We start from the raw sequence: 25,226 nt of genomic DNA on the forward strand, positions 1-25,226 counted from the left end.
GTTCCGAAAAGCAGAGGAAGACCATGTCGACAGGACATTGTGAACACCTGCGGCGTGGGCGCAGGCCGCAGCGCCTGACGACGGGCGGGCTGCTGCTGGCGGTGGTGCTGGCCCTGGCCGCCTGCTCATCCACCCCGCGGCGGGATGGCCCCCCCCCGGGCGGCGCGGTGAGCGGGCCGGATGCCGTGCCCCGGGTCGACCCGATCCGGGTGGGCGGGCCCAACAAACCCTACACGGTGCTGGGACGCAGCTATGTGCCGATGACGGCCGACCTGCCGCTCTACGAGGAGGGCCTCGCCTCTTGGTATGGCACCAAGTTCCACGGCGCCAGCACCGCCAGCGGCGAGCCCTACAACATGAACGCGATGACGGCGGCGCACCGCACGATGCCGATCCCCAGCTATGCGCGGGTGCGCAACCCGGCCAATGGCCGCGAGGTGATCGTGCGGGTCAACGACCGCGGGCCTTTCGTGTCCGGGCGGGTGATCGACCTGTCCTATGCCGCGGCGGTGAAGCTGGGGGTGCAGAACGGGGTGGCTCCGGTGGAGGTGCAGCGCATCACCCATGACGAGATCCGCACCGGCGCCTGGCGCACCGACGCCGCCACCGCGCTGGCGGCAGCCCGCCCGGCGGCCCCTGCGGCAGCGCCGGTGGCTGTGGCGCCCACTCCGGTTCCGCTGCCGGCACCGATGACGCCGGGCGTTGCCGACAGGCGGGCCGAGACCCCGACCGCCGCCGACCCTGCTGGCGCACAGGCCGCCGGTTTCTGGCTGCAACTGGGGGCCTTCAGCCGCAGCGATGGGGCCGACAGCTTCCGTCGGCAGGTGGCGACCACGCTGTCCTGGCTGTCGCCCCAGCAACTGGCCATCTTTGCGGAAGATGGCTTGCACCGCTTGCAGGCGGGGCCGTATGCCTCGCGGCAGCAGGCCAGCATGGTGGCCGAGCGGGTGCGCGACGCGCTGCAGCTGGTGCCGGTGATCGTCGAGCGTCGCTGAGCCGCCGACGCCGGTCGCGGCGGGCTGCAGCCTGTCGCGTTCCCAGGGCCGCGTGTCGCATGCCCGCAGGCGCCGGGGCGGGGCTTGGCTACAGTGCGTCACATGGCCGATCCGGGCCATGCCGAGCCTTTCCGATGAGCACCTCCTCTCCCGACCCCTCGTCCGACCTCTGGCTGCAGCGCTGGCAGCGGTTCGCCGCTGCCGCTGTGCGTGCCTTCCATGCCTATGGCACCTGGCTGGCCAGCATCAGCTGGAAGCGTTTTGCGCTGCTGGCGGTGCTGTTGATGATCGTGGTGTCGCTGCTGCAGAAGCTGCCCCCCTTCACCTGGACGATCACCGAATCGGTGGTCGCACCGCAGGCCTCGCGCACCCCCGTGCCACCGCTGCCGCCCTTGCCACCGCTGCCCCAGGGGGCGGTGCCGGACGTGCACATCGAGGTGCCGGCCTCGCCCGGCGCTGCCGCCAGTGCCGGGGCCCGTGGCTTCGAGCTGTCGATCGACGAGCATGGCGTGCGCTTGCTGTCGAAGGGGGCGTCCGGTGCCCCGGCCAGCGCGGCGTCGGCGCCGGCGGAGGTCGCCTCCATCCCCGATGGGGCCCGGGTCGTGATCCAGGCCGGGGACCAGAAGGTGGCGGTGAAGCTGCCGCCTGGCGCCCGCGCCGACGAGGTGCGCGATGCGATCGAGGAGGCCAAGCAGGAAGTCGTGGACGCCATGCAGGAGGCCCGCGATGCCGCCCAGGAGGCGCGGGATGCGGCCCAGGAGGCCGCGGACGAATCCACCGCCGTGCGCACGCGCAAGATCCATTTCGGCGACTTCCTGACCGACCTGGCGGCGCTCTGGATCGTGGCCTCCGCGATCATCAAGATCACCTACAAGGGCCGCATGCAGGCCGAGGTCAAGGCCGCCCAGGCCACCGAGACGGCCGAGGCCGAATCGCTCAAGCGGCAGGTGGTGGAGGCCCGCATGGCCGCGATGCAGGCCCAGGTCGAGCCGCACTTTCTGTTCAACACGCTGGCTTCGATCGACCATCTGATCGAGACCGACCCGCCGCGCGCCAGCCAGATGCAGAAGAACCTGATCGCGCTGCTGCGGGCCAGCATGCCCTCGATGCGCGAGACTGCCGACGCGGCCAGCCGCGACCTGGGCCGTGAGCTGGCGGTGGTGCGGCCCTACATCGAGATCCTCAAGGTGCGCATGGAGGAACGGCTGGACGCCCGGATCGATGTGCCGGATGGGCTGCTGTCGGCCGAGTTCCCGGCCATGATGATCCAGACCCTGGTCGAGAACGCGATCCGCCACGGCCTGGAGCCCAAGCCCGAAGGCGGCCAGCTGCGGGTCAAGGCCGAGATCGTGCATGGCAAGCTGCAGGTCTCGGTGGCCGACACCGGCGTGGGCTTTGGTGCCGCCGCCACCGCGGGCACCGGGGTGGGTCTGGCCAACATCCGCGAGCGTCTGCAGCTGCTGCACGGCCCTCAGGCCAGCCTGACCGTGACGGCCAACCAGCCTTGCGGTACCGTCGTGACCATCACCGTGCCCTACCGCACCGTGGCCGGGGCGGGGGACACCACCGCCTGACCCTGACTTGTGTTTCCTTCCTCTTCGCAGTGACCCTTCCGATGAGTGCTTCCCCCGACACCGCCCCGAACCGTGTGCGCGCCGTGCTGGCCGACGACGAACGCCTGATGCGCGAGCAGTTGCGCGCCCGCCTGGCCGAGGCCTGGCCCGAGCTGGAAATCGTGGCCGAGGCGCGCCATGGTGCCGAGGCGGTCGAGCTGGTGCAGCAGCACCGGCCGGACGTGGTGTTCCTGGACATCCGCATGCCGGGCATGACGGGGGTGGAGGCGGCGCGCGAGATCGCCCAGCTGGATGTCGGCGAAGACGGCTGGCTGCCGGAGATCGTCTTCATCACCGCCTACGACCAGTACGCCGTGGAGGCCTTCGAGCAGGGGGCGGCCGACTATGTGCTCAAGCCGGCCGAGCGGGAGCGGCTGCAGCGCACGGTGCAGCGGCTGCGCCAGCGTCTGGCTGCGCGCCAGCAGCTGGAAGCCGGCCAACCGGTGTCGGCGGAGGACCTGCCGTCGTCGGCCTCGCTGCAGCAGTTGCTGCACCGGCTGGCCGGCGCGGGTGAGGCCGGGCGCCCGGCCTATCTGCAATGGATCCAGGCCTCGGTGGGGCAGAGCATCCAGATGATCCCGGTCGACGAAGTGCTGTTCTTTGTCAGCGATGAGAAGTACACCCGGGTGCAGACCCCCACGGTGGAGGCGCTGATCCGCAAGCCCATCAAGGAGCTGGTCGACGAGCTCGACCCCCAGAAGTTCTGGCAGATCCACCGTTCCGCGCTGGTCGCCGTGAATGCGATCGCCGCGGTCACGCGGGATTTCCGGGGCCGTCAGATCGTCAGTGTGAAGGGGCATCCGCAGAAGCTGGAGGTCAGCCGCAGCTACACCCACCTGTTCAAGGGGATGTGAGGTCGCGGGCATGCACACTGAGGCCTTGTTCGAGCCCCTGCCGCTGCCGGTGGCGCCTTCGCTGCTGGGGGAGTCTCCGTTCTGGCATCCGTCCGAGCGTGTGCTGTACTGGTGCGACATCCCCGGCCGGCGCCTGAACCGCTTTGCCCCGCAGGCCTTGCGCCACGACTGCTGGGACTTCGACACCGAGCCGGCCTGCTGCATGCCGGCGCTGGGCGGCGGGCTGGTGCTGGGCATGCGCGATGGCCTGTGGTTCTACCGCCCCGAAGCCCATGAGCGCACGCGCCTGGTGCCGCCGCCCTATGACCCGGCCTGCGAGCGCTTCAACGATGGCAAGGCCGATCCCCAGGGGCGCGTCTGGGTCGGCACGCTCTATGAGCCCAAGGACCGGCCGGCGGCGGCCCTCTACCGCTGGAGCCGGGGCGCGCTGGATCGGGTGGCGGGCGACATCACCGTCAGCAACGGCCTGGCCTGGAGCCCCGACGGCCGCACGCTGTACTGGAGCGACACCACCAGCCACACCATCATGGCGCTGGACATGGATCCACAGGACGGATCACTGTCGCGTCGGCGGGTGCTGCAGCAGTTCCCGCTGAAGACGCCCGGGCAAGCACTCGAGACCTACGGCGGTCGGCCCGACGGGGCTGCCGTCGACAGCGAGGGCTGTTACTGGGTCGCGATGTTCGAGGGCCAGCGCCTGCTGCGCCTGTCGCCTGACGGGGCGGTGCGGCAGGAGGTGCCCCTGCCGGTGCGCTGTCCAACCATGCCCTGTTTCGGAGGCGATGACCTGCGCACGCTCTACCTGACCACGGCCCGCCACGGCCGGCCGGCGGCGGAACTGGCGCGTCAGCCCTGGGCGGGCTGCGTGCTGGCCATGCGGGTGGCCGTGCCCGGCCTGCCTGTCAACCTGGCCCAGGTCTGAGCCCCCGAACCAAGCGCGTTCTTGGTGCGGCGTGCACCACCGTCTGGCGACGGCAGCCCCAATTCAAAGAGAAACGGGGGGGTGTTGCTGTTTCATCCGGGTTACTTCGTATAATCATCGGGTTTTGCCAGCACCGCTAAGCCCTCCAGCCATGACTCCCACCCCCGATCATGGCGCGCCGCAGGCAGGCGCAGCCCTCCCGCCACCGCATCGGTGGGTGGAGGACAGTGAGGACGCAGGTGGTGATGGTGAACCGGATTTCAAGCCCCTGTCGGCCGAAGAGGCTCAGGCGCTGAGAGCCAAGTTCCCGCCCTTGTCGCCTTGGCGGGTGGTCATGGTTCAGGCTGTGACTGGTCTGGTGGCGGCGGCCCTCTTTGGGTTGCTGTCGTCAGGGGCGGCCGGCTGGTCCGCGCTGTATGGCGCGGCCGCCGTGGTCCTGCCGCAGGCCGTGTTGGCCCGTGGCATGGGTCGGCTTCCAGGGGCGAATCTGGGCGCTGCGGCGCTCGGCTTCATGGTCTGGGAGTTTGTGAAGGTTGCTCTGGCGATCGGGATGCTGGTCGCCGCACGGTATGTGGTGCACGACCTCCGCTGGCTGGCCTTGCTGGTCGGGGTGGTGGTGTGCCTGAAAGCGAATTGGCTGGCGCTGTGGCTGCAGCGCCGGGTTGGTTAAACGGTTAGACGAAACGGACACCATGTCGAGCGAAGCGCACGGGCCTACCGCAGGTGAGTACATCACCCACCACCTGCAGCACTTGCAGAAGGACTTCTCGCTGCAGAGCGTCAAGCAGTCCCATATCGTCGACTTCAGCCTGTTCAACCTGGACTCGCTGGTCTTCTCCATCGTGCTGGGCGCGCTGGCATGCTTCTTCATGTGGCGTGCGGCTCGCAAGGCCACCTCCGGCGTGCCGGGCCGCTTCCAGGCCGCGGTGGAAATCCTGGCCGAGATGGTGGACAGCCAAGCCAAGGGCGTGATCCACAACGTCACCAGCCGCAAGCTGGTGTCGCCGCTGGCGCTGACGGTGTTCGTCTGGATCTTCCTGATGAACGCGATGGACATGCTGCCGGTTGACCTGCTGCCGGCCGCCTGGGGCCAGGCCTACGCCGCCGCTGGTCACGACGCACACCACGCCTACCTGCGGGTGGTGCCGACAGCCGACCTTTCGACCACGCTGGGCCTGTCGACCAGCGTGCTGCTGCTGTGCCTGTTCTACAACATCAAAATCAAGGGCCTGGGCGGCTGGGGCCACGAACTGATCTCGGCGCCGTTCGGTGCGCACCCCCTGCTGTGGCCGTTCAACTTCCTGATGCAAATGATCGAGTTCATCGCCAAGACCGTCTCCCACGGTATGCGGCTGTTCGGCAACATGTTTGCCGGTGAACTGGTCTTCATGCTGATCGCGCTGATGGGCGGTGCGTTCACGCTGTCGGTTACCGGCATCGGTCTGGCCATCGGCCACGTCGTTGCCGGCACTGTGTGGACCCTGTTCCACATCCTGGTGATCACGCTGCAAGCATTCATCTTCATGATGCTGACGCTGATCTACGTCGGTCAGGCGCACGACGCTCACTGATCTTTTTCCTTCGTTTCTCTCTCACTTTTTTATCTCTCTCTAGGAGTCATCATGGAAAACATCCTCGGTCTGGTCGCGCTGGCTTGTGGTCTGATTGTCGGTCTGGGCGCCATCGGCGCTTCGATCGGTATCGCGCTGATGGGCGGCAAGTTCCTGGAATCGTCGGCCCGTCAACCTGAGCTGATGAACGAACTGCAAACCAAGATGTTCATTCTGGCTGGTCTGATCGACGCGGCCTTCCTGATCGGCGTCGCCATCGCCCTGCTGTTCGCGTTCGCGAATCCGTTCCAACTGGCCGCTTGATTCCCGACGAACCTTTCACGAGCGAAAGGATCGAGCCGTGAACATCAATGCAACGCTGTTCCTGCAAGCGATCGTCTTTGCGATCCTTGTCTGGTTCACGATGCGCTACATCTGGCCGCCGCTGACCAAGGCGCTGGATGAACGCGCACAGAAGATCGCCGATGGCCTGGCCGCTGCCGACCGGGCCAAGGCGGATCTCGCCTCCGCCAACAAGCGGGTGGAAGCACAGCTGGCTCAGACCCGCGACGAAACGACCAAACGTCTGGCCGATGCTGACAAGCGCGCCCAGGCCATCGTCGAAGAGGCCCGGGGCCGTGCCAACGAGGAAGCGGCCAAGATCATTGCCGCCGCCAAGGCCGATGCCGACCAACAACTGACCCAGGCGCGCGAAGCGCTGCGGGAAGACGTTGCGACGCTGGCCGTCAAGGGCGCGGAAGCGATCCTGCGTCGCGAGGTCAATGCCGGCGTCCACGCCGAGCTGCTGGCCCGTCTGAAGACGGAGCTCTGACCATGGCTGAGCTTGCCACCATCGCACGTCCCTATGCGGAAGCTGTCTTTCAGGTGGCCCGCAAAGGCGACCTGAAGGGCTGGCTGGACCAGATCGAGGCGCTGGGCTTGGTTGCCCAGGACGCACAGCTGCGCCAGTTTGCCGAGGACCCCAAGGTCACGCCCGAGCAGGTGCTGGACGTCATCGTCGCGGCCCTCAAGGCGCCGGCGCTCGACGGCGTGCGCAACCTGTTGCGCACGCTGGTCGAGAACGGCCGCCTGGCGGCGCTGCCCGACATTGCCGCGCAGTTCCGTGCGTTGGTCAATGCCGAGGGCGGTGTGTCCGATGCCGTGATTCAGAGCGCCTATCCGATCGATGCCGGGCAACTGGCCGAGATCGTGGCGACCCTGGAGAAGCGATTTGGGCGCAAGCTGTCGGCCAGTGTCGCGCTGGACCCCGAGCTGATCGGGGGGATCCGGGTGGTAGTGGGCGATGAGGTGCTGGACACCTCCGTCAAGGCCCGCCTCGAACAGATGAAGGTCTCGCTCACCGCCTGATGCCGCTTCGGTCCGGCCCGGTCGTGTCTTCGGACGCGCCGTGCCGGCCCGGGCAACCCGCCATGAACAGTCCCTGCGTCAACCCGACGACCACCGCGCCGAGGCTCGTGCCGGGGGCCGCCTGACCAGATTGGGAGTACCGCAATGCAACTGAATCCCGCTGAAATTTCCGAACTGATCAAGAGCCGCATCGAGGGCCTCGGCGCCTCGACGGACATCCGCAACCAGGGCACCGTCGTGTCCGTGACCGATGGCATCGTGCGCGTGCATGGCCTGTCGGACGCGATGCAAGGCGAAATGCTCGAGTTCCCCGCCGGCAAGGATGGTCAACCCTCCTTCGGCCTGGCCCTGAACCTCGAGCGCGACTCCGTCGGCGCCGTGATCCTGGGCGAATACGAACACATCTCCGAAGGCGACACCGTGAAGTGCACGGGCCGCATTCTGGAAGTGCCGGTCGGCCCCGAGCTGGTGGGCCGCGTGGTGAACGCGCTGGGCCAGCCGATCGACGGCAAGGGCCCGATCAACGCCAAGATGACCGACGTGATCGAGAAGGTCGCCCCGGGCGTGATCGCCCGGCAGTCGGTGGACCAGCCGGTGCAGACTGGCCTGAAGTCGATCGACGCGATGGTGCCCGTTGGCCGCGGCCAGCGTGAGCTGATCATCGGCGACCGCCAGACCGGCAAGACCGCCGTGGCGATCGACGCGATCATCAACCAGAAGGGTCAGAACATGACCTGCGTGTACGTCGCGATCGGCCAGAAGGCTTCGTCGGTCAAGAACGTCGTGCGCGCGCTGGAACAAGCCGGTGCGATGGACTACACCATCGTCGTGGCCGCCACCGCTTCCGAATCGGCGGCCATGCAGTACGTGTCGGCCTACGCCGGCTGCACGATGGGCGAGTATTTCCGTGACCGCGGTCAGGATGCCCTGATCGTCTATGACGACCTGTCCAAGCAGGCCGTCGCCTACCGTCAGGTCTCGCTGCTGCTGCGTCGCCCGCCGGGCCGCGAAGCCTTCCCTGGCGACGTGTTCTATCTCCACAGCCGCCTGCTGGAACGTGCTGCCCGTGTGAACGCCGACTACGTCGAAGCCTTCACCAAGGGTGAGGTCAAGGGCAAGACCGGCTCGCTGACCGCGCTGCCGATCATCGAGACCCAGGCCGGCGACGTGTCCGCCTTCGTGCCGACCAACGTGATCTCGATCACCGACGGCCAGATCTTCCTGGAAACCAACCTGTTCAACGCCGGCATCCGTCCCGCCATCAACGCGGGTATCTCGGTGTCTCGCGTGGGCGGCGCGGCCCAGACCAAGCTGATCAAGTCGCTGTCCGGCGGTATCCGTACCGACCTGGCCCAGTACCGCGAGCTGGCCGCCTTCGCGCAGTTCGCTTCCGACCTGGATGCGTCCACCAAGAAGCAACTCGACCGTGGTGCCCGCGTGACCGAACTGCTGAAGCAGGCTCAGTATGCGCCGCTGCCGATCAGCCTGATGGGCGCTTCGCTGTACGCGGCGAACAAGGGCTTCATGGACGACATCGAAGTGAAGAAGGTTCTGAGCTTCGAAGCCGGTCTGCACCAGTTCCTGAAGACCAGCCACGCTGCGTTGCTGGCCAAGCTGGAAGCGAACAAGGCCATGGACAAGGCTGCCGAGGAAGAACTGAACGGCGCGATCGTGGCGTTCAAGAAGTCTTTCGCCTGAACATGAACGCCCCCCGTAGCGCCACCGGTGCTCCCCCCTGGGGGCGCCACCAGCAGCCCGGCCAAGCCGGTATTGCGGTGGCCTGCGGGTCAAATGCAAGGAGCAAGTAATGGCAGTCGGAAAGGAAATCCGCGGCAAGATCAAATCGGTGGAGAACACCAAGAAGATCACCAAGGCCATGGAAATGGTTGCCGCGTCCAAGATGCGCAAGGCGCAGGACCGGATGCGGGCAGCCCGTCCGTACAGCGACAAGATCCGCAACATCACGGCCCACCTGTCGCAGGCCAATCCGGAGTACAAGTCGCCCTACATGCGTGAAGGCGGCGAGGCCGGCACGCAAGGCTTTGTGGTGGTCACCACCGACAAGGGCCTGTGCGGCGGTCTGAACACCAACCTGCTGCGGGCGGTCACCAACAAGATGCACGCGCTGCAGCAGCAGGGCGTGCAGGCCGAAGCCGTGGCCATTGGCAACAAGGGCCTGGGCTTCCTGAACCGTCTGGGCGTGAAGGTGGTCAGCCAGGCCGTGCAGCTGGGCGATGCCCCTCAGCTCGAAAAGCTGATCGGCCCGCTCAAGGTGATGCTGGATGCCTTCGTCGAGGGCAAGGTTGACGCTGTTTACCTCTGCTACACCCGCTTCATCAACACGATGAAGCAGGAGTCGGTGGTCGAGCAGCTGCTGCCGCTGCAGGCCTCCGCGCTGGCGCAGACCGAAGCAGAGAAAGCCGAGCACAGCTGGGATTACATCTACGAACCGGATGCGCCCTCGGTGATCGATGAGCTGATCAAGCGCTATGTTGAGGCGCTGATCTACCAGGCGGTGGCCGAGAACATGGCCTCCGAACAGTCGGCGCGGATGGTGGCCATGAAGGCCGCCACCGACAACGCCGGCACGCTGATCCATGAGCTCAAGCTCATCTACAACAAGACGCGCCAGGCCGCGATCACGACCGAACTGTCGGAAATCGTGAGTGGCGCCGCAGCGATCAGCGGCTGATCTGCCCGAACACAGCGAATCAAGATTGAAGGACCGAAAAATGTCGAACTCTCAAGCCCAAGGCAAGATCGTTCAGTGCATCGGCGCCGTGGTGGACGTGGAATTCCCGCGTGACCGGGTGCCCAAGGTGTACGACGCCCTGAAGATGGAAGGCTCTGCGCTGACGCTGGAAGTCCAGCAGCAGCTGGGCGATGGCGTGGTGCGTACCATCGCGCTGGGCTCCTCCGACGGCCTGCGTCGTGGCCTGATGGTGACCAACACCGGCAACCCCATCACCGTGCCCGTGGGCAAGGCCACCCTGGGCCGCATCATGGACGTGCTGGGCCAGCCGATCGACGAGCGCGGTGACATCCCCCAGGATCTGACCGCCTCGATCCACCGCAAGGCGCCCGCCTATGACGAGCTGAGCCCGTCGCAGGAACTGCTGGAAACCGGCATCAAGGTGATCGACCTGATCTGCCCGTTCGCCAAGGGCGGCAAGGTGGGTCTGTTCGGTGGCGCCGGTGTGGGCAAGACCGTGAACATGATGGAGCTCATCAACAACATCGCGAAGGGCCACGGCGGTCTGTCGGTGTTCGCGGGGGTGGGCGAGCGGACCCGTGAAGGCAACGACTTCTATCACGAGATGTCGGATGCCGGCGTGGTGAAGCAGGACAACCTGTCCGAATCCAAGGTCGCCATGGTGTACGGCCAGATGAACGAGCCCCCGGGCAACCGTCTGCGCGTCGCCCTGACCGGTCTGACGATGGCCGAGGCCTTCCGTGACGAAGGCAAGGACGTGCTGTTCTTCGTGGACAACATCTACCGTTACACCCTGGCCGGTACCGAAGTGTCCGCGCTGCTGGGCCGCATGCCGTCCGCGGTGGGCTACCAGCCGACGCTGGCCGAGGAAATGGGCCGCCTGCAAGAGCGGATCACGTCGACCAAGGTTGGCTCGATCACCTCGATCCAGGCCGTGTACGTCCCGGCGGATGACTTGACCGACCCGTCGCCGGCCACGACCTTCGCCCACTTGGACTCCACCGTGGTGCTGTCGCGTGACATCGCCTCGCTGGGCATCTACCCGGCCGTGGACCCGCTGGACTCGACCTCGCGTCAGATCGACCCGAACGTGATCGGCGAAGAGCACTACACCACGACCCGTGCCGTGCAGGCCACCCTGCAGCGCTACAAGGAACTGCGCGACATCATCGCCATCCTGGGCATGGACGAACTGTCGCCGGAAGACAAGCTGGCTGTGGCCCGTGCCCGGAAGATCCAGCGCTTCCTGTCGCAGCCCTTCCACGTGGCCGAGGTGTTCACCGGCTCGCCGGGCAAGTACGTGCCGCTGAAGGAAACCATCCGCGGCTTCAAGATGATCGTTGCCGGCGAATGCGATCACCTGCCCGAGCAGGCCTTCTACATGGTCGGCACCATCGACGAGGCCTTCGAAAAGGCCAAGAAGATGCAGTAAGCCGAGGCGCGGCGGGACGGACGCACGCCGTCTGCCCGCTGCCTTCTGTCTGACCCATCTTCAAGTCAAGGAACCCGACCATGGCAACCATTCACGTCGACGTCGTCTCCGCCGAAGAGAGCATCTTCTCGGGCGAGGCGAAGTTCGTCGCGCTGCCGGGCGAGGCGGGCGAGCTGGGCATCCTGCCGCAGCACACCCCGCTGATCACCCGCATCAAGCCGGGCGCGGTGCGCATCGAGCGGGCTGACAACGGCCAGGAAGAGTTCGTCTTCGTGGCCGGTGGCATCCTGGAGGTGCAACCCCACTGCGTGACCGTGCTGGCCGATACCGCCATCCGTGGCCATGACCTCGACGAGGCCAAGGCCAGCGAGGCGAAGAAGCTGGCCGAAGAGGCGATGAAGTCCGCCAAGAGCGACATCGACTTTGCCCGTGCGCAGAGCGAGTTCGCGATGATGGCCGCCCAGTTGGCCGCCATCCAGAAGCTGCGCAAGACCCGCTGACCCGCGGGCCGAGTCCCGGCACCGAGCACCCGCCACACCCCGTCAGGGGCTGGCGGGTTTTTCGTTGTCAGGTCAGCAACGGAGCATCGGGCAGTTCGTTGTCCTGGGCCTCGCCGGGTTGGCGCGGCACCTCCTGGCGCAGCAGCGCATCCACGGCATCTACGGCGGCCAGCAGGCCGGCTTCGAACTGGCCACCGGCAAACGCCTGCCCCATCTGCTGGGCCAGGGCCGCCCACTGGGCCTCGCTGACACGCTGGCGCAGCCCACGGTCGGCGACGATCTCCACCGCCCGGTCGGCCAGCAGCAGGTAGATCAGCACGCCGACGTTGGTCTCGGTGTCCCAAACCCCCAGGTGGGCGAAGCGGTCCAGGGCCCGGGCGCGTGGCGTCATGCCGGCCCACACCGCTGCCACCGGCAGGCTGGATTCGACGCACAGCCGGATCTGACCGCGGTGGCCGGCCTCGCTGAGGCGCACCCGCTCGGTCAGGCGTGTCAATGCCGCCGCGGGCAGGCAGCGCCGGGTGTCGGTCTCGTCGTGCCAGAAGTGGCGCCACAGCCGGGTCAGGCGCGCGCCTGTGGAAGAGAAGGGCATGTCCATCACCAGCGCCCCGAGGCGCCGCCGCCGCCAAAGTCGCCCCCACCGCCGGAGGAGAAACCCCCTCCGCCACCGCCGCCGCCCCAGGAGCCGCCACCGCCACCACCGCCCCAGATGATGGGCGGACCGCCGGAGCCCCCACGTCCGCCACCACCGCCCATGACCCCGGCGAAGAGCCAAGCCAGCAGGCCCGCCCCCAGGCCGATCAGCCAGTTGGCGGCCAGCCAGCCGGCCAGGGTGCCGGCCCCCAGGCCCGTGAGGAACCCTCCGGCACGCCGGCCCAGCAGGGCCGACAGCACCGAGCCCACGATGGGCACGCCGACGAAGAAGAACAGGCCCAGCCCTTGCCAGTCCGGACCGGCGGCCGGGCGGTTGCGGGCGGTGGGGGCGGGCAGGGCTTCGCCGCGGATGCGCGCCGCCAGCTGATCCACGGCGGCATTGAGCCCCCCGGCATAGTCGCTGGCCTTGAAGGCGGGCATGATGGCGTTCTGGATGATCTGACTGGCGGCCAGGTCGGGAATGGCGCCTTCGAGCGTCTTGGCCACCTCGATGCGCACGGCGTGGTCCTGCTGGGCCACCAGCAGCAGTACACCATCGCCGACGTCCTTGCGGCCGATCTTCCACTGGTCGGCGACCCGCCAGCTGTAGGCGGTGATGTCCTCGGGCGCGGTGCTGGCCACGATCAGGATCACGACCTGCGCACCGGTCGATTGCTCCAGGGCCGCCAGCTTCTGTGTCAGGGCCTGGGTCTGGGCCGGGGTCAGCGTGCCGGTCTGGTCCATCACCCGCGCGTTCAGCGCCGGAATGGGCTGCTCGGTGGCCTGGGCATGCGCGAGCGTGCCGATCCAGGCGAAGCAGAGCGCCAGCAGCAGCCAGCCGCGGCGCCACCCCATGGTCATGCCGACTCGGCCGAGTGACGCGGCGTACCCGGTCATGCCGGCCTCAGCGCGAGGCGGCCGGAGTCGGCGAGCCGCCGAAATCCACCTTGGGCGGTTCGGCCAGGGCCTTCTCGTTGTCCACCGTGAAGTTGGGCTTGACCTCGTAGTGGAACGCCATCGCCGTCAGGTTGGTCGGAAAGCTGCGGGTCAGCGTGTTGTAGTCGGCCACCGTCTTGATGTAGCGGTTGCGGGCCACGGTGATGCGGTTCTCGGTGCCTTCCAGCTGCACCCGCAGGTCCTGGAAGCCCTGGTTGGCTTTCAGGCTGGGGTAGTTCTCGCTGACCACCAGCAGGCGGCTGAGCGCACTGCTCAATTCGCCCTGGGCGGCCTGGAATTTCTGGAAGGCCTGCGGGTCGTTGATCAGCTCCGGCGTGGCCTGGATCGAGGTGGCCTTGGCGCGGGCTTCGACCACCTTGGTCAGGGTGTCCTGCTCGAAGTTGGCCTCGCCCTTCACGGTGGCCACCAGGTTGGGCACCAGATCGGCCCGGCGCTGGTACTGGTTCAGCACCTCGGACCAACTGGCCTTGACGGCCTCGTCCTGGCGCTGGAACTCGTTGTACCCGCAGCCCGACAGGCTCAGGCTGGCGGCCAGCAGCAGGGCGGCGGCTCCAAGACGGCGGGTGTTCATTGCAACAGTTCTCCTCGGATTCAGGGGCCCCCATGATGGCGGGCAAACGTTTCGGAAAATGGGGGCGGTGCCGGGCGCTTCAAGCGGGGCGCCTGGGATAATTGCACCATGTTCGCACCGCTGCTCAATGACACCTTCCTGCGCGCCTGTCTGCGCCAGCCGACTTCCCACACGCCGGTCTGGCTGATGCGCCAGGCCGGCCGCTATCTGCCGGAGTATTGCGCCACGCGTGCCAAGGCGGGCAGTTTCATGGGTCTGGCCACCAACGTGGACTTTGCCACCGAAGTGACGCTGCAGCCGCTGGAGCGCTTTCCGCTGGATGCGGCCATCCTGTTCTCGGACATCCTGACCGTGCCCGACGCGATGGGCCTGGGCCTGTCCTTCCAGCAGGGTGAAGGGCCGCGCTTTGCCAAGGTGGTGCGCGACGAGGCCGCGGTGCGTGAGCTGGCCGTGCCGGACATGGAGAAGCTGCGCTATGTCTTCGACGCCGTCACCTCGATCCGCAAAGCCCTGAACGGCCGGGTGCCGCTGATCGGCTTCTCGGGCAGCCCCTGGACGCTGGCCTGCTACATGGTCGAGGGCGGCGGCTCGGACGACTACCGCCAGGTCAAGACCCTGCTCTACAGCCGCCCGGACCTGATGCACCGCATCCTGCAGGTGAACGCCGACGCGGTGGCGCTCTACCTCAACACCCAGATCGAAGCCGGCGCCCAGGCGGTGATGGTCTTCGACAGCTGGGGCGGCGTGCTGGCCGATGGCGACTTCCAGGACTTCTCGCTGGCCTACACCCGGCGCGTGGTGCAGCAGCTGCGGCGCGAGAAGGACGGCCAGCGCATCCCGGTGATCGTCTTCACCAAGGGCGGCGGCCTGTGGCTGGACGAGATCGCCGAGGTCGGCGCCGACGTGGTCGGGCTGGACTGGACGGTGGATCTGGCCCGCGCGCGCGCGCAGGTCGGGCAGAAGGTGGCCTTGCAAGGCAATCTGGACCCGACCATCCTGTTCGCCCCGCCGGCGGTGGTGCAGGCCCAGGCGGTGCGCCTGCTGGACCGCTTTGGCCGGCCGCAGCGGGCCGATGGCACCTGGGATGGGCATGTCTTCAACCTGGGGCATGGCATCAGCCAGTTCACCCCGCCGGAGCATGTGGCCGCGCTGGTCGAGGCCGTGCACGCCCATTCGCGCACCTTGCGGGCGCCCGCTGCCTGAAAACAGTGCCTCACGGCCTTTGCTTCAGGGCAAACCCGGACGCTTCTTCGCCCCAAATTGGTGGGGTGAGTGCTTGCTCAGTGCTTGACTTATCCCCATCTTCGACGCAGCGAGAGATCAGGATCTGCTTGTTGCGGCGCAGCGCCGGTTTTTGTCGGCGTGCCGTTGCAAGTGATTGTTTTGAAACGGAAGTTTCCAATCTGGTCGCAAAGGGCCGCTGGCTGACCCGCCTGGCCCTGCCCCTCTTGAACCACCCCTCTTCTGCCGGTTTCTCACAAAGTTATCCACAGAGTGATGAACAAGTGGAAAAGCGCCCTCCAATCATGGATTTAGCGCCACTTCTTCATCTGAACTGGGCGATCTGCCCGCACCCGTCGGAGGCCGTTCGATGATCCGATTGGGCGTGGCCGTCGATGCGCCCCAGTACGCCGCCCTGGGGGACGTGCTGCACTACACCGCCGACCGGCCCCAGCCGACCGGCAGCCTGCTGCGCGTGCCGCTGGGCCGGCGTGACACGCTGGGCCTGGTCTGGGAACAGGTGCCGGAGGACGCACCCCTCGATCCGGGCGTGACCCTGCGCCCGGTGGGCGAAGCGCTGGACTGCCTGCCCCCGCTGGGCCCGGCCTGGTGCCGGCTGGTGGCGTTCACCGCGCACTACTACCAGCGCGCCATCGGGGAGGTGGCGCTGTCGGTGCTGCCGCCCGAACTGCGCAAGCTGGACAACACCGCGCTGGGCAAGCGCCTGAACCGCTTGCGCCGCCAGTGGGGGTTGCCCCTGCCCGAGGGGGATGCGGCCCCGAAGCGCCGGCGCCGCGCCGCGCCGGCGACCGAGCCGGCTGCGGAAGCGCCACGACCCGAGCCGGAGCGGCCGCCGCTCACCGACGACCAGACCCAGGTGCTGGCCGCCATCGACGCCCAGTTCGCGGCCGAGACGCCGACCTGCCAGCTGCTGCATGGCGTCACCGGCAGCGGCAAGACCGAGGTCTACCTGCGCGCCGCCGAGGCCGCGCTGGCCGCCGGCCGGCAGGCCCTGGTGCTGGTGCCGGAGATCAACCTCACACCGCAGCTGGAAGCCCGCTTCGCCGAGCGCTTCCCCGGCCGGCGGCTGGTGTCGCTGCACAGCGGCCTCACGCCGGCGCAGCGCCTCTTGAACTGGCTGGGCGCCCACCTGGGCCATGCCGACCTGGTGCTGGGCACCCGGCTGGCCGTCTTCTGTCCGCTGCCCCGCCTGGGCCTGATCGTGGTCGACGAGGAGCACGACCCCAGCTACAAGCAGCAGGATGGCGCCCGCTACTCGGCGCGCGACCTGGCGGTCTACCGCGGTCATCTGGAAAAGGTGCCCGTGCTGCTGGGCTCGGCCACGCCCTCGCTGGAAAGCTGGCAGCAGGCCCGCACCGGCCGCTACCAGCTGCTGGCCATGCCCAACCGGGTGGGGCAGGGCGAACTGCCCAAGGTGCGCGTGGTGGACATGGCGCAGCAGCCCAAGCCGCCGCAGGGGCGCGAGCCCTCGCCGCTGTGCCCGCCGGTGCTGGCCGCCGTGCAGGAGCGGGTCAGCCGCGGCGAGCAGAGCCTGCTGTTCCTGAACCGGCGCGGCTTCGCGCCGGTGCTGCACTGCGCGGCCTGCGGCTGGAAGAGCGGCTGCCCGCACTGCAGCGCCTGGCGTGTCTTCCACAAGTTGGACCGCACGCTGCGTTGTCACCACTGCGGCTTCACCGAACGGGTGCCCACCGCCTGCCCCGATTGCGGCAACCAGGACATCGAACCGATGGGCCGCGGCACCGAGCGGCTGGAGGAACAGATGGTGGCCTTGCTGGAGGGCGTGCAGCGCCCAGACGGCAGCCCGGCCCGGGTGGCCCGCATCGACGCCGACACCACCCGCCTGAAGGGCAGCCTGGAGCAGCAGCTCGCGGCCGTGCACGCGGGCGAGGTGGATGTGCTGGTGGGCACGCAGATGATCACCAAGGGCCACGACTTCCGCCACGTGACCCTGGTGGTGGCGGTCAACCCCGACAGCGCGCTCTACGCGGCGGATTTCCGCGCGCCCGAGCGCCTGTTCTCCTCGCTGCTGCAGGCTGCCGGCCGGGCCGGCCGCGACGCGGAAGTGGCCGCCCGCAGCGAGATGTGGATCCAGACCTGGGCGCCGGGCCATGCCCTGTTCGCCGCGCTGCGCCAGCACGACTACGCCGCTTTCGCGGCCAGCCAGTTGGAGGAGCGCGAGATGGCCGGCCTGCCGCCCTTCAGCCACCTGGCCCTACTGCGGGCCGAGGCCCGCGACCCGTCGGTGGCCGAAGCCTTCTTGCGCGCGGCCCGCGAGACGGCCCGGGCCTGGCTGGCCGAGCACGGCGAGCCGCCGGTGATGCTCTACGCGCCGGTGCCGCCACAGATCGCCAAGGTGGCCGGGCTGGAGCGGCGCCAGATGCTGCTGGAGGCCAGCCACCGTGGCGCCCTGCAACATCTGCTCGCCGACTGGGTGCCGGGGCTGCATGCGCTGCGTGCGGCCCACCGCGGCCTGGCGCGCTGGGCCATCGACGTGGACCCGCTCGCCATCTGAAGCCCCTGGGCCCGTGCCGTCTGGCGGGCTTGTCTATCATCGCCGCCCCAACCTCCGCTGCCCATGTCCTCTTCCGGTCCCGCCACCCTCAACCCCGCCCAGATGGAAGCGGTCAATTACCTCAAGGGGCCCTGCCTGGTGCTGGCCGGGGCGGGCTCGGGCAAGACGCGGGTGATCACGCACAAGATTGCACGCTTGCTGCAGGAGGGCCTGAGGCCCAAGCAGATCGCGGCCATCACCTTCACCAACAAGGCCGCGCGCGAAATGCGCGAGCGGGCGCAGTCGCTGGTGGGGCCGCGCGCGGCCAAGGACCTGGCCATCAGCACCTTCCACTCGCTGGGCGTGCGCATGCTGCGCGAGGACGGCACCAAGCTGGGGCTGAAGGAGCAGTTCTCCATCCTGGACGCCGACGACGTGCTGGGCGTGCTGCGCGATGCCGGCAGTTGCACCGACAACAAGATCGCTCGCCAGTGGCAGTGGACCATCAGCCTGTGGAAGAACCAGGGCATCAACAGCAGCAGCGCGTTGTCGGTGGCCAAGGACGACAACGAGCTGGTGGCCGCCAAGGTCATGCGGCTCTACGAGGAGCGGCTGGCGGCTTACCAGGCGGTGGATTTCGACGACCTGATCAGCCTGCCGCTCAAGCTGCTGCAGACGAACGACGAGGCCCGCGCCAAGTGGCAGAACCAGTTCGGCCATGTGCTGGTGGACGAGTACCAGGACACCAACGCGGTGCAGTACGAGCTGCTCAAGGCCCTGGTGGAACACCCCGACGAACGCCGGCACGGCCTGTTCACCGCGGTGGGCGATGACGACCAGAGCATCTACGGCTGGCGCGGCGCGACCATCGAAAACCTGAAGCGCCTGCCCGAGGAGTTCCCCAACCTCAAGGTCATCCCGCTGGAGCAGAACTACCGCTCCACCAGCGCCATCCTGCGCGCGGCCAACGAGGTGATCGGCCTGAACCCCAAGCTGTTCCCGAAGAAGCTGTGGAGCGACCTGGGCGAGGGTGAGCCGGTGCGGGTGGTCGAGTGCGACGGCGAGGAGCACGAGGCCGAGCGGGCCGTGACCCGCATCCAGGCTCTGCGGGCGCAGGATCCGCGCATCCAGTTCGCCGACTTCGCCATCCTCTACCGCGCCAACCACCAGGCCCGCATCTTCGAGCAGAAGCTGCGCATGGCGCAGATTCCGTACAAGGTCTCGGGCGGGCAGAGCTTCTTCGACAAGGCCGAGATCAAGGACCTGTGCGCCTGGCTGCGCCTGTTGGTGAACCAGGACGACGACCCGGCCTTTCTGCGGGCGGTGACCACGCCCAAGCGTGGCATCGGCCACCAGACGCTGGGCGCGTTGGGGGAGTTCTCCGGGCAGTGGAAGATGTCCATGTACGAGGCCTTGTTCGCGCAGAGCCTGGGCACCAAGCTCTCGGCCAAGGCCATCGGCTCACTGCACGAGTTCGGCCGCTATGTGAACGACCTGGAGTACAAGGCCCGCCACACCGTCGGCGCGGAGGATGCCAAGGCGCTGCTGCTGGAATGGCTGGGCGACATCGGCTACGAGCAGCACCTCTACGACCACGAGGACAACGAGAAGGTCGCGCTGGCCCGCTGGACCAACGTGCTGGACTTCGTCGACTGGGTGGCCAAGCGCTGCGGCGGCCAGATCCTGCAGGAAGGCGGCACCTTCGAAACCGAGAAGAAGAGCGTGCTGGAGGTGGCCCAGAGCATCAGCGTGATCCTCAGCCTGGCCGAGCGCGACGAGGGGCAGGACCAGGTGGTGCTGACCACGCTGCACGCCAGCAAGGGCCTGGAGTGGCCGCACGTCATCCTGGCCGGCGTCAACGAGGGCCTGCTGCCCTTCAAGGCCGACGAGGAGCAGATGACGCCCGAGCGGCTGCAGGAGGAGCGCCGCCTGATGTACGTGGGCATCACCCGGGCCCAGCGCTCGCTGGTGGTCAGCACGCTGCGCCGGCGCAAGAAGGGCCGCGAGACCATCGCCGGCATCCCCAGCCGCTTCATCGCCGAGATGAAGCTGCACGAGGCCGCTGGCCGCGAGGACCCCAAGGACCGTTTGAAGCGATTGCGCGCCGAGCTGGCCGCCAAGGCGGCCAGCGCACCGCCGGCAGCGGCCTGAGCGCCGGCTCAGCCCAGCTCGGCCTTCAGGTAGTGGGCGCCGGGCAGCGGGTTGAAGTAGTAGGGCGGAATTTCGTCGAAGCCCAGCGAGGCGTAGAGCTCGCGCGCGGCCTCCATCTCGTCCAGCGTGTCCAGCAGCATGGCCGAGTAGCCGGCCTGGGTGGCCTGGTCCATCAGCGTCTGGGCCAGCAGCCGGCCCAGGCCGAAGCGGCGAAACGGGCGGCGCACGAACAGCCGCTTCATCTCGCAGGCGTTGGCGTAATCCACGTCGGCGCGTGGGCGGAAGGCACCGCAGCCGGCCACCTCGCCGTCCACATAGGCCAGCAGCAGCAACCCGTGCGGCGCGGCGTAGTGGCCGGGCAGGCTGGCCAGCTCGGCCTCGAAACCCTGGAAGCCCAGGTCCACGCCCAGGGCCTGGGCGTACTCGGTGAAGAGGGTCCGGGTGTGGGCCAGGGCGGCCTCGTCCTCGGGCGATTTCAGCTGTATCTCGGGGGTGTCCATCGCCGTGGGGCGAAGTCGCGGGGACCGTCAGTCTAGCGGCTGTCGGCCGATCGCGGGTTCAGCCCCCCAGCCGGGCCACCCACACCGCACCGGCCACGCACAGCCCCAGCAGCAGCAGCGCCGCCAGCCGTGTCAGTGCGCTGTCGCGGCTGGGCGGGGTGTCGGCCGGCAGGGCCTGGTCACCCGTCAGCATCGGCCGCACCAGGTTGTGCTTCTTGACCAGGCCGTGGAACCCGATGGCCGCCACATGCAGGCCCACCAGCACCAGCAACAGGGTCTGGCCCGGGCCTGTGTGCCAGCGCGTGCCCCAGCTGGCCCAGTCTTCCGGCACCAGGGCATTGAGCGGACCGACGGTGGCGATCTCGTCATCGGCCACCAGGCCGGTGGCCACCTGCAGGGCCAGCACGGCCAGCAGGGCCAGCACCGACAGCGCGCCCAGCGGGTTGTGGCCGGCGGGGGCCGGCAGCTGGCCCCGCAGGTAGCGCCAGACGGTGACCGGCCCGCGCACGAAGCTGGCAAAGCGCGACCAGCGGCCACCCACCAGGCCCCAGACCAGCCGGAAGGCGATCAACGCCCCGGCGGCCAGGCCCAGGCGCACATGCCAGTCCATCGCGTTGCCGCCCACCTTGCCGCTCACGAACAGCGCCACCACCCCCCCCAGCAAGGCCCAGTGGAACAGGCGGGTGGGCAGGTCCCAGACGCGGACCGGGTTGGTCGCGGCGGGGCTGGGGCGGGACGGCGTGACGGGGGGAACCGGCATCTGTGAACTCCTGGGCAGCGGTCGTGTCAATCCCTGCACCATACCGTGTCCCGCCGTGGTGTGTGTGCGGCTGGATACACCGCGGCGCAGGGCTTGCCTACACTGGGCCCATCGCCCGGGCGCTGTGCCCCAGGGCGGTATCCCTTGATCTCACGGGCCCAGACCGGCCCATTCACCTGGAGGAATTGCATGAAACACGCCGTCGCTGCCGCCACCCTGGCCCTGTTCGCTGCCTTTCCCGCGGCCGCCCAGTTTGCGAAGCCGACCGATGCGGTCAAGTACCGCGAATCGGCCTTCAAGCTGATGGCCACCCACTTCGGCCGCATCAACGCCATGGCCCAGGGCAAGGTGCCGTTTGACGCCAAGGCGGCCCAGGCCAATGCCGAGGTGCTGAGCGTCCTGGCCAAGCTGCCCTGGGACGCCTTCCCGGCCGGCTCCAACGTGGGCAACACCGAGGCCAAGCCGGAAGTCTGGAGCCAGCCCGACAAGTTCAAGACCGGTGCCCAGCAGTTGATGGACAACGTGGCCAAGCTGGACGCGGCCGCCAAGGCCGGCAGCCTGGATCAGCTCAAGGCCGCGGCCGGGGCGGTGGGCAAGTCCTGCAAGTCCTGCCACGAGGCCTTCAAGAAGGACTGATCAGGCCTGCATCAGGCCCGTTGGCCCAGCACCTCCCAGCGTTCGAGCAAGGCCATCAGTGCCTCCTCGATCTGGGCATGGCGCTGGGTCACCTCGGCCACCCGCCGGGGTGGCTGGGCGTAGAAACCGCTGTCGGCCAGCAGAACGGCCAGCTCGGCCTGTTCGGCCTCCAGCGCCTCGATCTTGCCGGGCAGTTCGTCGAACTCGCGCTGCTCCTTGTAGCTGAGCTTGCGCTTGGGTTCGGCCGGTGCGGCGGCCGGGGTCGGGGCTGAAGCGGGCGCGGGCGCCGACTCGGCCTTGGCCGCGGCCTTCTGCGCAGCCTCTTGGGCGGCGGCGCTGCGGGCGGCCTGGGCCTGCCAGTCGCTGATGCCGCCCTCGTACTCGCGCCACAGGCCGTGGCCCTCGGCCACCAGGGTGCTGGTCACCACGTTGTCGACGAAGCGCCGGTCGTGGCTGACCAGGAAGACGGTGCCGTCGTAGTCCTGCAGCAGCTCTTCCAGCATCTCCAGCGTCTCGATGTCGAGGTCGTTGGTGGGTTCGTCCAGCACCAGCACATTGGCCGGGCGGGCGAACAGCCGGGCCAGCAGCAGACGGTTGCGCTCGCCGCCCGACAGGCTCTTGACCGGCGAATGGGCCCGGGCCGGCGAGAACAGGAAGTCGCCCAGGTAGCTCATCACGTGCTTGCGCTGGTGGCCGATCTCGATCCACTCGCTGCCGGGGCTGATGGTGTCGGCCAGCGTGGCCTCGGGGTTGAGCACCTCGCGCATCTGGTCGAAGTAGGCCACCTCGATGCGGCTGCCCTGGCGCACCGTGCCGCTGTCGGGCGCCAATTGGCCGAGGATCAGCTTGAGCAGCGTGGTCTTGCCCGCGCCGTTCGGGCCAATCAGGCCGATCTTGTCGCCGCGCAGCACCGTGGTGGAAAAGTCGCGCACGACCACCTTGTCGCCAAATGCCTTGGTCACATGCTCCAGCTCCGCCACGATCTTGCCGCTGGCGCTGCCCGTGTCCACGTCCAGGCGCACCTTGCCGACCACGTCGCGCCGCGTGGCGCGGGTCTCGCGCAGCTTCTCCAGCCGGGCGATGCGGGCCACGCTGCGGGTGCGGCGGGCCTCCACGCCCTTGCGGATCCAGACCTCCTCCTGGGCCAGCAGCTTGTCGGCGCGGGCGTTCTGCAGCGCCTCGGCCTCCAGCTCGCGCTGCTTGGCGGCCTCGAAGGCGGCGAAGTTGCCGGGGTAGCTGCGCAGCTGACCACGGTCGAGCTCGATGATGCGGGTGGTCACCGCGTCCAGGAAGGCGCGGTCGTGGGTGATCAACAGCAGCGCGCCGCGGAAGTTGTTCAGCAGCCCGGCCAGCCAGTCGATGGCGTCCAGGTCCAGGTGGTTGGTGGGCTCGTCCAGCAACAGCACGTCGGGCGTGGCCACCAGGGCGCGGGCCAGGGCCACGCGCTTGCGCCAGCCGCCCGAGAGCGAATCCACCGGGGCCTGCGGGTCCAGTTCCAGGCGCTGCAGGGCCTCGTCGACCCGCTGCTCCCAGTTCCAGCCATCCAGAGCCTCCAGCCGGGTCTGCAGCGCGTCCAGGTCCTCGCCGGGGGCGTGGTTCTCGTAGCGCTCGCGCAAGGCCTTGGCCTCGGCCACGCCCTCGCTGACCACCTGGAAGACGGTGGCGCCCGGTTGCAGGAAGGGCTCCTGCGGCACGTACTCGCGGCGCAGCCCGCCCTGCACCTGCAACAGGCCGTCGTCGGGCTTCTCCAGCCCGGCCAGGATCTTCAGCAGCGAGCTCTTGCCGGCGCCGTTGCGGCCGATCAGGCCGATGCGTTCGCCGTTGTCGAGCGAGAGGTCCGCCCCGTCGAGCAGGGGCACGTGGCCGAAGGCGAGGTGGGCTTGGGTGAGGGTGAGCAATGCCATGGGGCGATTGTCCGTCGGCGGGCGGGCGTGGCGCCGACGGAACACCGTTCGGTGCAAACTTGATGCGAATCAAGTTTGCGGGCGCGGGTGTCGTGCCGCCCTGGCTGGCCCGGGGCATGCTTGCGCTTGGCTTCGACAAGCGCCCGGAGGGCGAACCGTTCCATGCTGGTTGGCAAGGCTGATTTCCGATGACCGACACGACCGCGTCCCCCCTTCCTGTCTGGCGGCAGCGCAGGACCTGGCTGCTGCTGGGCGTGGCCATCGCGCTGGGCCTGGGGTGGTGGCTGCTGCGCCGGGGCCCGTTGCTGTCGGTGCATGCCGTGCAGCAGCGGGACTTTGTGCAGACCGTGGTCGCCAGCGGCCATGTGGAGGCCCCGCACCGGGTGGACATCGGCGCCCAGGTGACCGGCACCGTGGTGGCGGTGCCGGTGGCCGAGGGCGCCACCGTGAAGGCCGGCGAGGTGCTGGTGCGGCTGGATGACACCGAGGCGCGGGCCAGCCTGCGTCAGGCCGATGCGGCGGTGGCGCAGGCCGAGCAGCAGCTGCGGCAACTGGGTGAGGTGCAGCTGCCGGTGGCGGACCAGAGCCTGCGCCAGGCCCAGGTCACGCGCGACAACGCCCGGGCCCAGTGGCAACGCCAGCAGGATCTGTTCAACCAGGGCTTCATCGGCCAGGCGGCGCTGGACGATGCCCGCAAGGCGCTGGACCTCGCCGAGTCCCAGTGGCGTGCCGCCCAGGCGCAGGCCGCGGCCGTCGCCACGGGCGGCAGCAACCGTGCGGGCACCGAGCAGGCCCTGGTCCAGGCCCGGGCCGCTGCCGCCGCCACACGGGCCCGGCTGGGCTACACCACGCTGGTGGCGCCGGAAGCCGGCGTGCTGATCGACCGCAGCGTCGAGGTGGGCAGCGTGGTGCAGGCGGGCAAGACGCTGCTGACCCTGTCGCCCGCGGGTCCGACCCAGCTGGTGTTGTCGGTGGACGAGAAAAACCTGCGCCTGCTGGCGCTGGGCCAGACCGCGCTGGCGTCGGCCGACGCCTATGCGCGCCAGCGTTTCCCGGCCCGGGTGGCCTACATCAATCCGGGGGTCAATGCGGCCACCGGCGCGGTGGACGTCAAGCTGGACGTGCCCGAGCCACCGGCCTATCTGCGGCAGGACATGACGGTGTCGGTGGACATCGAGGTGGCCCGCCGTCCCCGGGCCGTGCTGGTGCCCACCGAAAGCGTGCAGGATCTGGACAGCGCCCAGCCCTGGGTCTGGCGCGTGCAGGGCGGGGTGGTGACCCGCCAGCCGGTGCACCTGGGCCTGCGCAGCCCGAGTTGGACCGAGGTGCGCGATGGTCTGAAGCCAGGCGACCAGGTGGCCGCCGCTGGCACCGTGCTGCAGGAGGGGCAGCGGGTGCGGCCGGTGGCCCTGGCCGCCTCGGCTCCTTGAGTGT

At 68.6% G+C, this 25,226-nt stretch carries 24 protein-coding genes; 18 read left to right on the plus strand and 6 right to left on the minus strand.

Annotated features, from left to right (window positions below; all coding sequences use genetic code 11):
• Nucleotides 1-23 precede the first annotated feature (23 nt).
• The 13 genes from KGA65_RS01625 to KGA65_RS01685 all read left to right on the plus strand — a co-directional run bounded on the left by KGA65_RS01625 (nt 24) and on the right by KGA65_RS01685 (nt 11,947).
• Complete coding sequence (locus KGA65_RS01625; protein ID WP_225861394.1) at nt 24-995, plus strand: septal ring lytic transglycosylase RlpA family protein; 972 nt, start codon at nt 24-26, stop codon at nt 993-995.
• A gap of 134 nt (nt 996-1,129) precedes the next feature.
• A complete protein-coding gene (locus tag KGA65_RS01630) occupies nt 1,130-2,569 on the plus strand; it encodes a sensor histidine kinase (protein WP_225861395.1) in 1,440 nt (479 codons plus the stop codon).
• Nucleotides 2,570-2,610: 41 nt separating this feature from the next.
• Entirely contained in the window at nt 2,611-3,462 is an 852-nt protein-coding gene (locus KGA65_RS01635) for a LytR/AlgR family response regulator transcription factor (protein WP_225861396.1), read from the plus strand.
• A gap of 10 nt (nt 3,463-3,472) precedes the next feature.
• Nucleotides 3,473-4,384, plus strand: coding sequence for an SMP-30/gluconolactonase/LRE family protein (locus KGA65_RS01640; protein WP_225861397.1), 912 nt, complete (start codon nt 3,473-3,475; stop codon nt 4,382-4,384).
• Nucleotides 4,385-4,535: 151 nt separating this feature from the next.
• The gene (locus KGA65_RS01645; protein WP_225861398.1) at nt 4,536-5,054 is read left to right on the plus strand and encodes an ATP synthase subunit I; all 519 of its coding nucleotides are present in this window, start codon (nt 4,536-4,538) and stop codon (nt 5,052-5,054) included.
• Nucleotides 5,055-5,076: 22 nt separating this feature from the next.
• Nucleotides 5,077-5,955: a F0F1 ATP synthase subunit A gene (atpB, locus tag KGA65_RS01650; protein WP_225861399.1), complete on the plus strand. Its 879-nt coding sequence runs from the start codon at nt 5,077-5,079 to the stop codon at nt 5,953-5,955.
• 51 nt (nt 5,956-6,006) lie between these two features.
• Complete coding sequence (gene atpE / locus KGA65_RS01655; RefSeq protein ID WP_225861400.1) at nt 6,007-6,258, plus strand: F0F1 ATP synthase subunit C; 252 nt, start codon at nt 6,007-6,009, stop codon at nt 6,256-6,258.
• Nucleotides 6,259-6,295: 37 nt separating this feature from the next.
• Nucleotides 6,296-6,766, plus strand: a complete 471-nt coding sequence (locus KGA65_RS01660) for a F0F1 ATP synthase subunit B (protein WP_225861401.1) — start codon at nt 6,296-6,298, stop codon at nt 6,764-6,766.
• Between the two features lie 2 nt (nt 6,767-6,768).
• The gene (locus KGA65_RS01665; protein ID WP_225861402.1) at nt 6,769-7,302 is read left to right on the plus strand and encodes a F0F1 ATP synthase subunit delta; all 534 of its coding nucleotides are present in this window, start codon (nt 6,769-6,771) and stop codon (nt 7,300-7,302) included.
• Nucleotides 7,303-7,446: 144 nt separating this feature from the next.
• Nucleotides 7,447-9,000, plus strand: a complete 1,554-nt coding sequence (gene atpA, locus KGA65_RS01670) for a F0F1 ATP synthase subunit alpha (protein WP_225861403.1) — start codon at nt 7,447-7,449, stop codon at nt 8,998-9,000.
• 109 nt (nt 9,001-9,109) lie between these two features.
• Nucleotides 9,110-9,994, plus strand: coding sequence for a F0F1 ATP synthase subunit gamma (gene atpG, locus KGA65_RS01675; RefSeq protein WP_225861404.1), 885 nt, complete (start codon nt 9,110-9,112; stop codon nt 9,992-9,994).
• 40 nt (nt 9,995-10,034) lie between these two features.
• A complete protein-coding gene (atpD, locus tag KGA65_RS01680; protein ID WP_225861405.1) occupies nt 10,035-11,447 on the plus strand; it encodes a F0F1 ATP synthase subunit beta in 1,413 nt (470 codons plus the stop codon).
• Nucleotides 11,448-11,527: 80 nt separating this feature from the next.
• Nucleotides 11,528-11,947, plus strand: coding sequence for a F0F1 ATP synthase subunit epsilon (locus KGA65_RS01685; RefSeq protein WP_225861406.1), 420 nt, complete (start codon nt 11,528-11,530; stop codon nt 11,945-11,947).
• Between the two features lie 67 nt (nt 11,948-12,014).
• Here the strand turns inward: KGA65_RS01685 and KGA65_RS01690 are convergent, their stop codons facing one another.
• Genes KGA65_RS01690 through KGA65_RS01700 form a run of 3 tightly spaced genes read right to left on the minus strand, consistent with a single transcriptional unit; the run spans nt 12,015 to nt 14,108 of the window.
• Complete coding sequence (locus KGA65_RS01690; RefSeq protein ID WP_310740926.1) at nt 12,015-12,539, minus strand: TPM domain-containing protein; 525 nt, start codon at nt 12,537-12,539, stop codon at nt 12,015-12,017.
• Between the two features lie 5 nt (nt 12,540-12,544).
• On the minus strand, nt 12,545-13,441 hold the full coding sequence (locus KGA65_RS01695; RefSeq protein ID WP_225861408.1) for a TPM domain-containing protein: 897 nt from the start codon (nt 13,439-13,441) through the stop codon (nt 12,545-12,547).
• 43 nt (nt 13,442-13,484) lie between these two features.
• Nucleotides 13,485-14,108 carry a LemA family protein gene (locus KGA65_RS01700; RefSeq protein WP_225861409.1) on the minus strand — a complete coding sequence of 208 codons (624 nt, stop codon included), beginning with the start codon at nt 14,106-14,108 and terminating at the stop codon, nt 13,485-13,487.
• A gap of 108 nt (nt 14,109-14,216) precedes the next feature.
• Here KGA65_RS01700 and hemE point away from each other — a divergent pair, with 108 nt between their 5' ends.
• From hemE to KGA65_RS01715, 3 genes are all read left to right on the plus strand, one after another.
• Nucleotides 14,217-15,311: a uroporphyrinogen decarboxylase gene (gene hemE, locus KGA65_RS01705; protein ID WP_225861410.1), complete on the plus strand. Its 1,095-nt coding sequence runs from the start codon at nt 14,217-14,219 to the stop codon at nt 15,309-15,311.
• Nucleotides 15,312-15,699: 388 nt separating this feature from the next.
• Nucleotides 15,700-17,862, plus strand: a complete 2,163-nt coding sequence (gene priA / locus KGA65_RS01710) for a replication restart helicase PriA (protein WP_225861411.1) — start codon at nt 15,700-15,702, stop codon at nt 17,860-17,862.
• Nucleotides 17,863-17,925: 63 nt separating this feature from the next.
• A complete protein-coding gene (locus KGA65_RS01715) occupies nt 17,926-19,992 on the plus strand; it encodes an ATP-dependent helicase (protein ID WP_225861412.1) in 2,067 nt (688 codons plus the stop codon).
• 8 nt (nt 19,993-20,000) lie between these two features.
• Here the strand turns inward: KGA65_RS01715 and KGA65_RS01720 are convergent, their stop codons facing one another.
• Both KGA65_RS01720 and KGA65_RS01725 read right to left on the minus strand, forming a co-directional pair.
• Nucleotides 20,001-20,492, minus strand: a complete 492-nt coding sequence (locus KGA65_RS01720) for a GNAT family N-acetyltransferase (RefSeq protein WP_225861413.1) — start codon at nt 20,490-20,492, stop codon at nt 20,001-20,003.
• A 58-nt stretch (nt 20,493-20,550) separates the two neighbouring features.
• Entirely contained in the window at nt 20,551-21,252 is a 702-nt protein-coding gene (locus tag KGA65_RS01725) for a cytochrome b/b6 domain-containing protein (protein WP_225861414.1), read from the minus strand.
• Between the two features lie 189 nt (nt 21,253-21,441).
• Between KGA65_RS01725 and KGA65_RS01730 the strand changes: the two genes are divergently transcribed.
• Nucleotides 21,442-21,888 carry a c-type cytochrome gene (locus tag KGA65_RS01730; protein ID WP_225861415.1) on the plus strand — a complete coding sequence of 149 codons (447 nt, stop codon included), beginning with the start codon at nt 21,442-21,444 and terminating at the stop codon, nt 21,886-21,888.
• Between the two features lie 11 nt (nt 21,889-21,899).
• Here the strand turns inward: KGA65_RS01730 and KGA65_RS01735 are convergent, their stop codons facing one another.
• On the minus strand, nt 21,900-23,792 hold the full coding sequence (locus KGA65_RS01735) for an ATP-binding cassette domain-containing protein (RefSeq protein WP_225861416.1): 1,893 nt from the start codon (nt 23,790-23,792) through the stop codon (nt 21,900-21,902).
• Nucleotides 23,793-23,980: 188 nt separating this feature from the next.
• Between KGA65_RS01735 and KGA65_RS01740 the strand changes: the two genes are divergently transcribed.
• A complete protein-coding gene (locus KGA65_RS01740; RefSeq protein ID WP_225861417.1) occupies nt 23,981-25,222 on the plus strand; it encodes an efflux RND transporter periplasmic adaptor subunit in 1,242 nt (413 codons plus the stop codon).
• Nucleotides 25,223-25,226: the final 4 nt, after the last annotated feature.

This window comes from Ideonella benzenivorans (assembly GCF_020387415.1).
GTDB lineage: Bacteria > Pseudomonadota > Gammaproteobacteria > Burkholderiales > Burkholderiaceae_C > Ideonella > Ideonella benzenivorans.

Coding starts and splice junctions, on each gene's coding strand:
- KGA65_RS01625 (WP_225861394.1), top strand. CDS start 24: ATGTCGACAGGACATTGTGAACACCTGCGGCGTGGGCGCAGGCCGCAG.
- KGA65_RS01630 (WP_225861395.1), top strand. CDS start 1,130: ATGAGCACCTCCTCTCCCGACCCCTCGTCCGACCTCTGGCTGCAGCGC.
- KGA65_RS01635 (WP_225861396.1), top strand. CDS start 2,611: ATGAGTGCTTCCCCCGACACCGCCCCGAACCGTGTGCGCGCCGTGCTG.
- KGA65_RS01640 (WP_225861397.1), top strand. CDS start 3,473: ATGCACACTGAGGCCTTGTTCGAGCCCCTGCCGCTGCCGGTGGCGCCT.
- KGA65_RS01645 (WP_225861398.1), top strand. CDS start 4,536: ATGACTCCCACCCCCGATCATGGCGCGCCGCAGGCAGGCGCAGCCCTC.
- atpB (WP_225861399.1), top strand. CDS start 5,077: ATGTCGAGCGAAGCGCACGGGCCTACCGCAGGTGAGTACATCACCCAC.
- atpE (WP_225861400.1), top strand. CDS start 6,007: ATGGAAAACATCCTCGGTCTGGTCGCGCTGGCTTGTGGTCTGATTGTC.
- KGA65_RS01665 (WP_225861402.1), top strand. CDS start 6,769: ATGGCTGAGCTTGCCACCATCGCACGTCCCTATGCGGAAGCTGTCTTT.
- atpA (WP_225861403.1), top strand. CDS start 7,447: ATGCAACTGAATCCCGCTGAAATTTCCGAACTGATCAAGAGCCGCATC.
- atpG (WP_225861404.1), top strand. CDS start 9,110: ATGGCAGTCGGAAAGGAAATCCGCGGCAAGATCAAATCGGTGGAGAAC.
- atpD (WP_225861405.1), top strand. CDS start 10,035: ATGTCGAACTCTCAAGCCCAAGGCAAGATCGTTCAGTGCATCGGCGCC.
- KGA65_RS01685 (WP_225861406.1), top strand. CDS start 11,528: ATGGCAACCATTCACGTCGACGTCGTCTCCGCCGAAGAGAGCATCTTC.
- KGA65_RS01690 (WP_310740926.1), bottom strand. CDS start 12,539: ATGCCCTTCTCTTCCACAGGCGCGCGCCTGACCCGGCTGTGGCGCCAC.
- KGA65_RS01695 (WP_225861408.1), bottom strand. CDS start 13,441: ATGACCATGGGGTGGCGCCGCGGCTGGCTGCTGCTGGCGCTCTGCTTC.
- KGA65_RS01700 (WP_225861409.1), bottom strand. CDS start 14,108: ATGAACACCCGCCGTCTTGGAGCCGCCGCCCTGCTGCTGGCCGCCAGC.
- hemE (WP_225861410.1), top strand. CDS start 14,217: ATGTTCGCACCGCTGCTCAATGACACCTTCCTGCGCGCCTGTCTGCGC.
- priA (WP_225861411.1), top strand. CDS start 15,700: ATGATCCGATTGGGCGTGGCCGTCGATGCGCCCCAGTACGCCGCCCTG.
- KGA65_RS01715 (WP_225861412.1), top strand. CDS start 17,926: ATGTCCTCTTCCGGTCCCGCCACCCTCAACCCCGCCCAGATGGAAGCG.
- KGA65_RS01720 (WP_225861413.1), bottom strand. CDS start 20,492: ATGGACACCCCCGAGATACAGCTGAAATCGCCCGAGGACGAGGCCGCC.
- KGA65_RS01725 (WP_225861414.1), bottom strand. CDS start 21,252: ATGCCGGTTCCCCCCGTCACGCCGTCCCGCCCCAGCCCCGCCGCGACC.
- KGA65_RS01730 (WP_225861415.1), top strand. CDS start 21,442: ATGAAACACGCCGTCGCTGCCGCCACCCTGGCCCTGTTCGCTGCCTTT.
- KGA65_RS01735 (WP_225861416.1), bottom strand. CDS start 23,792: ATGGCATTGCTCACCCTCACCCAAGCCCACCTCGCCTTCGGCCACGTG.
- KGA65_RS01740 (WP_225861417.1), top strand. CDS start 23,981: ATGACCGACACGACCGCGTCCCCCCTTCCTGTCTGGCGGCAGCGCAGG.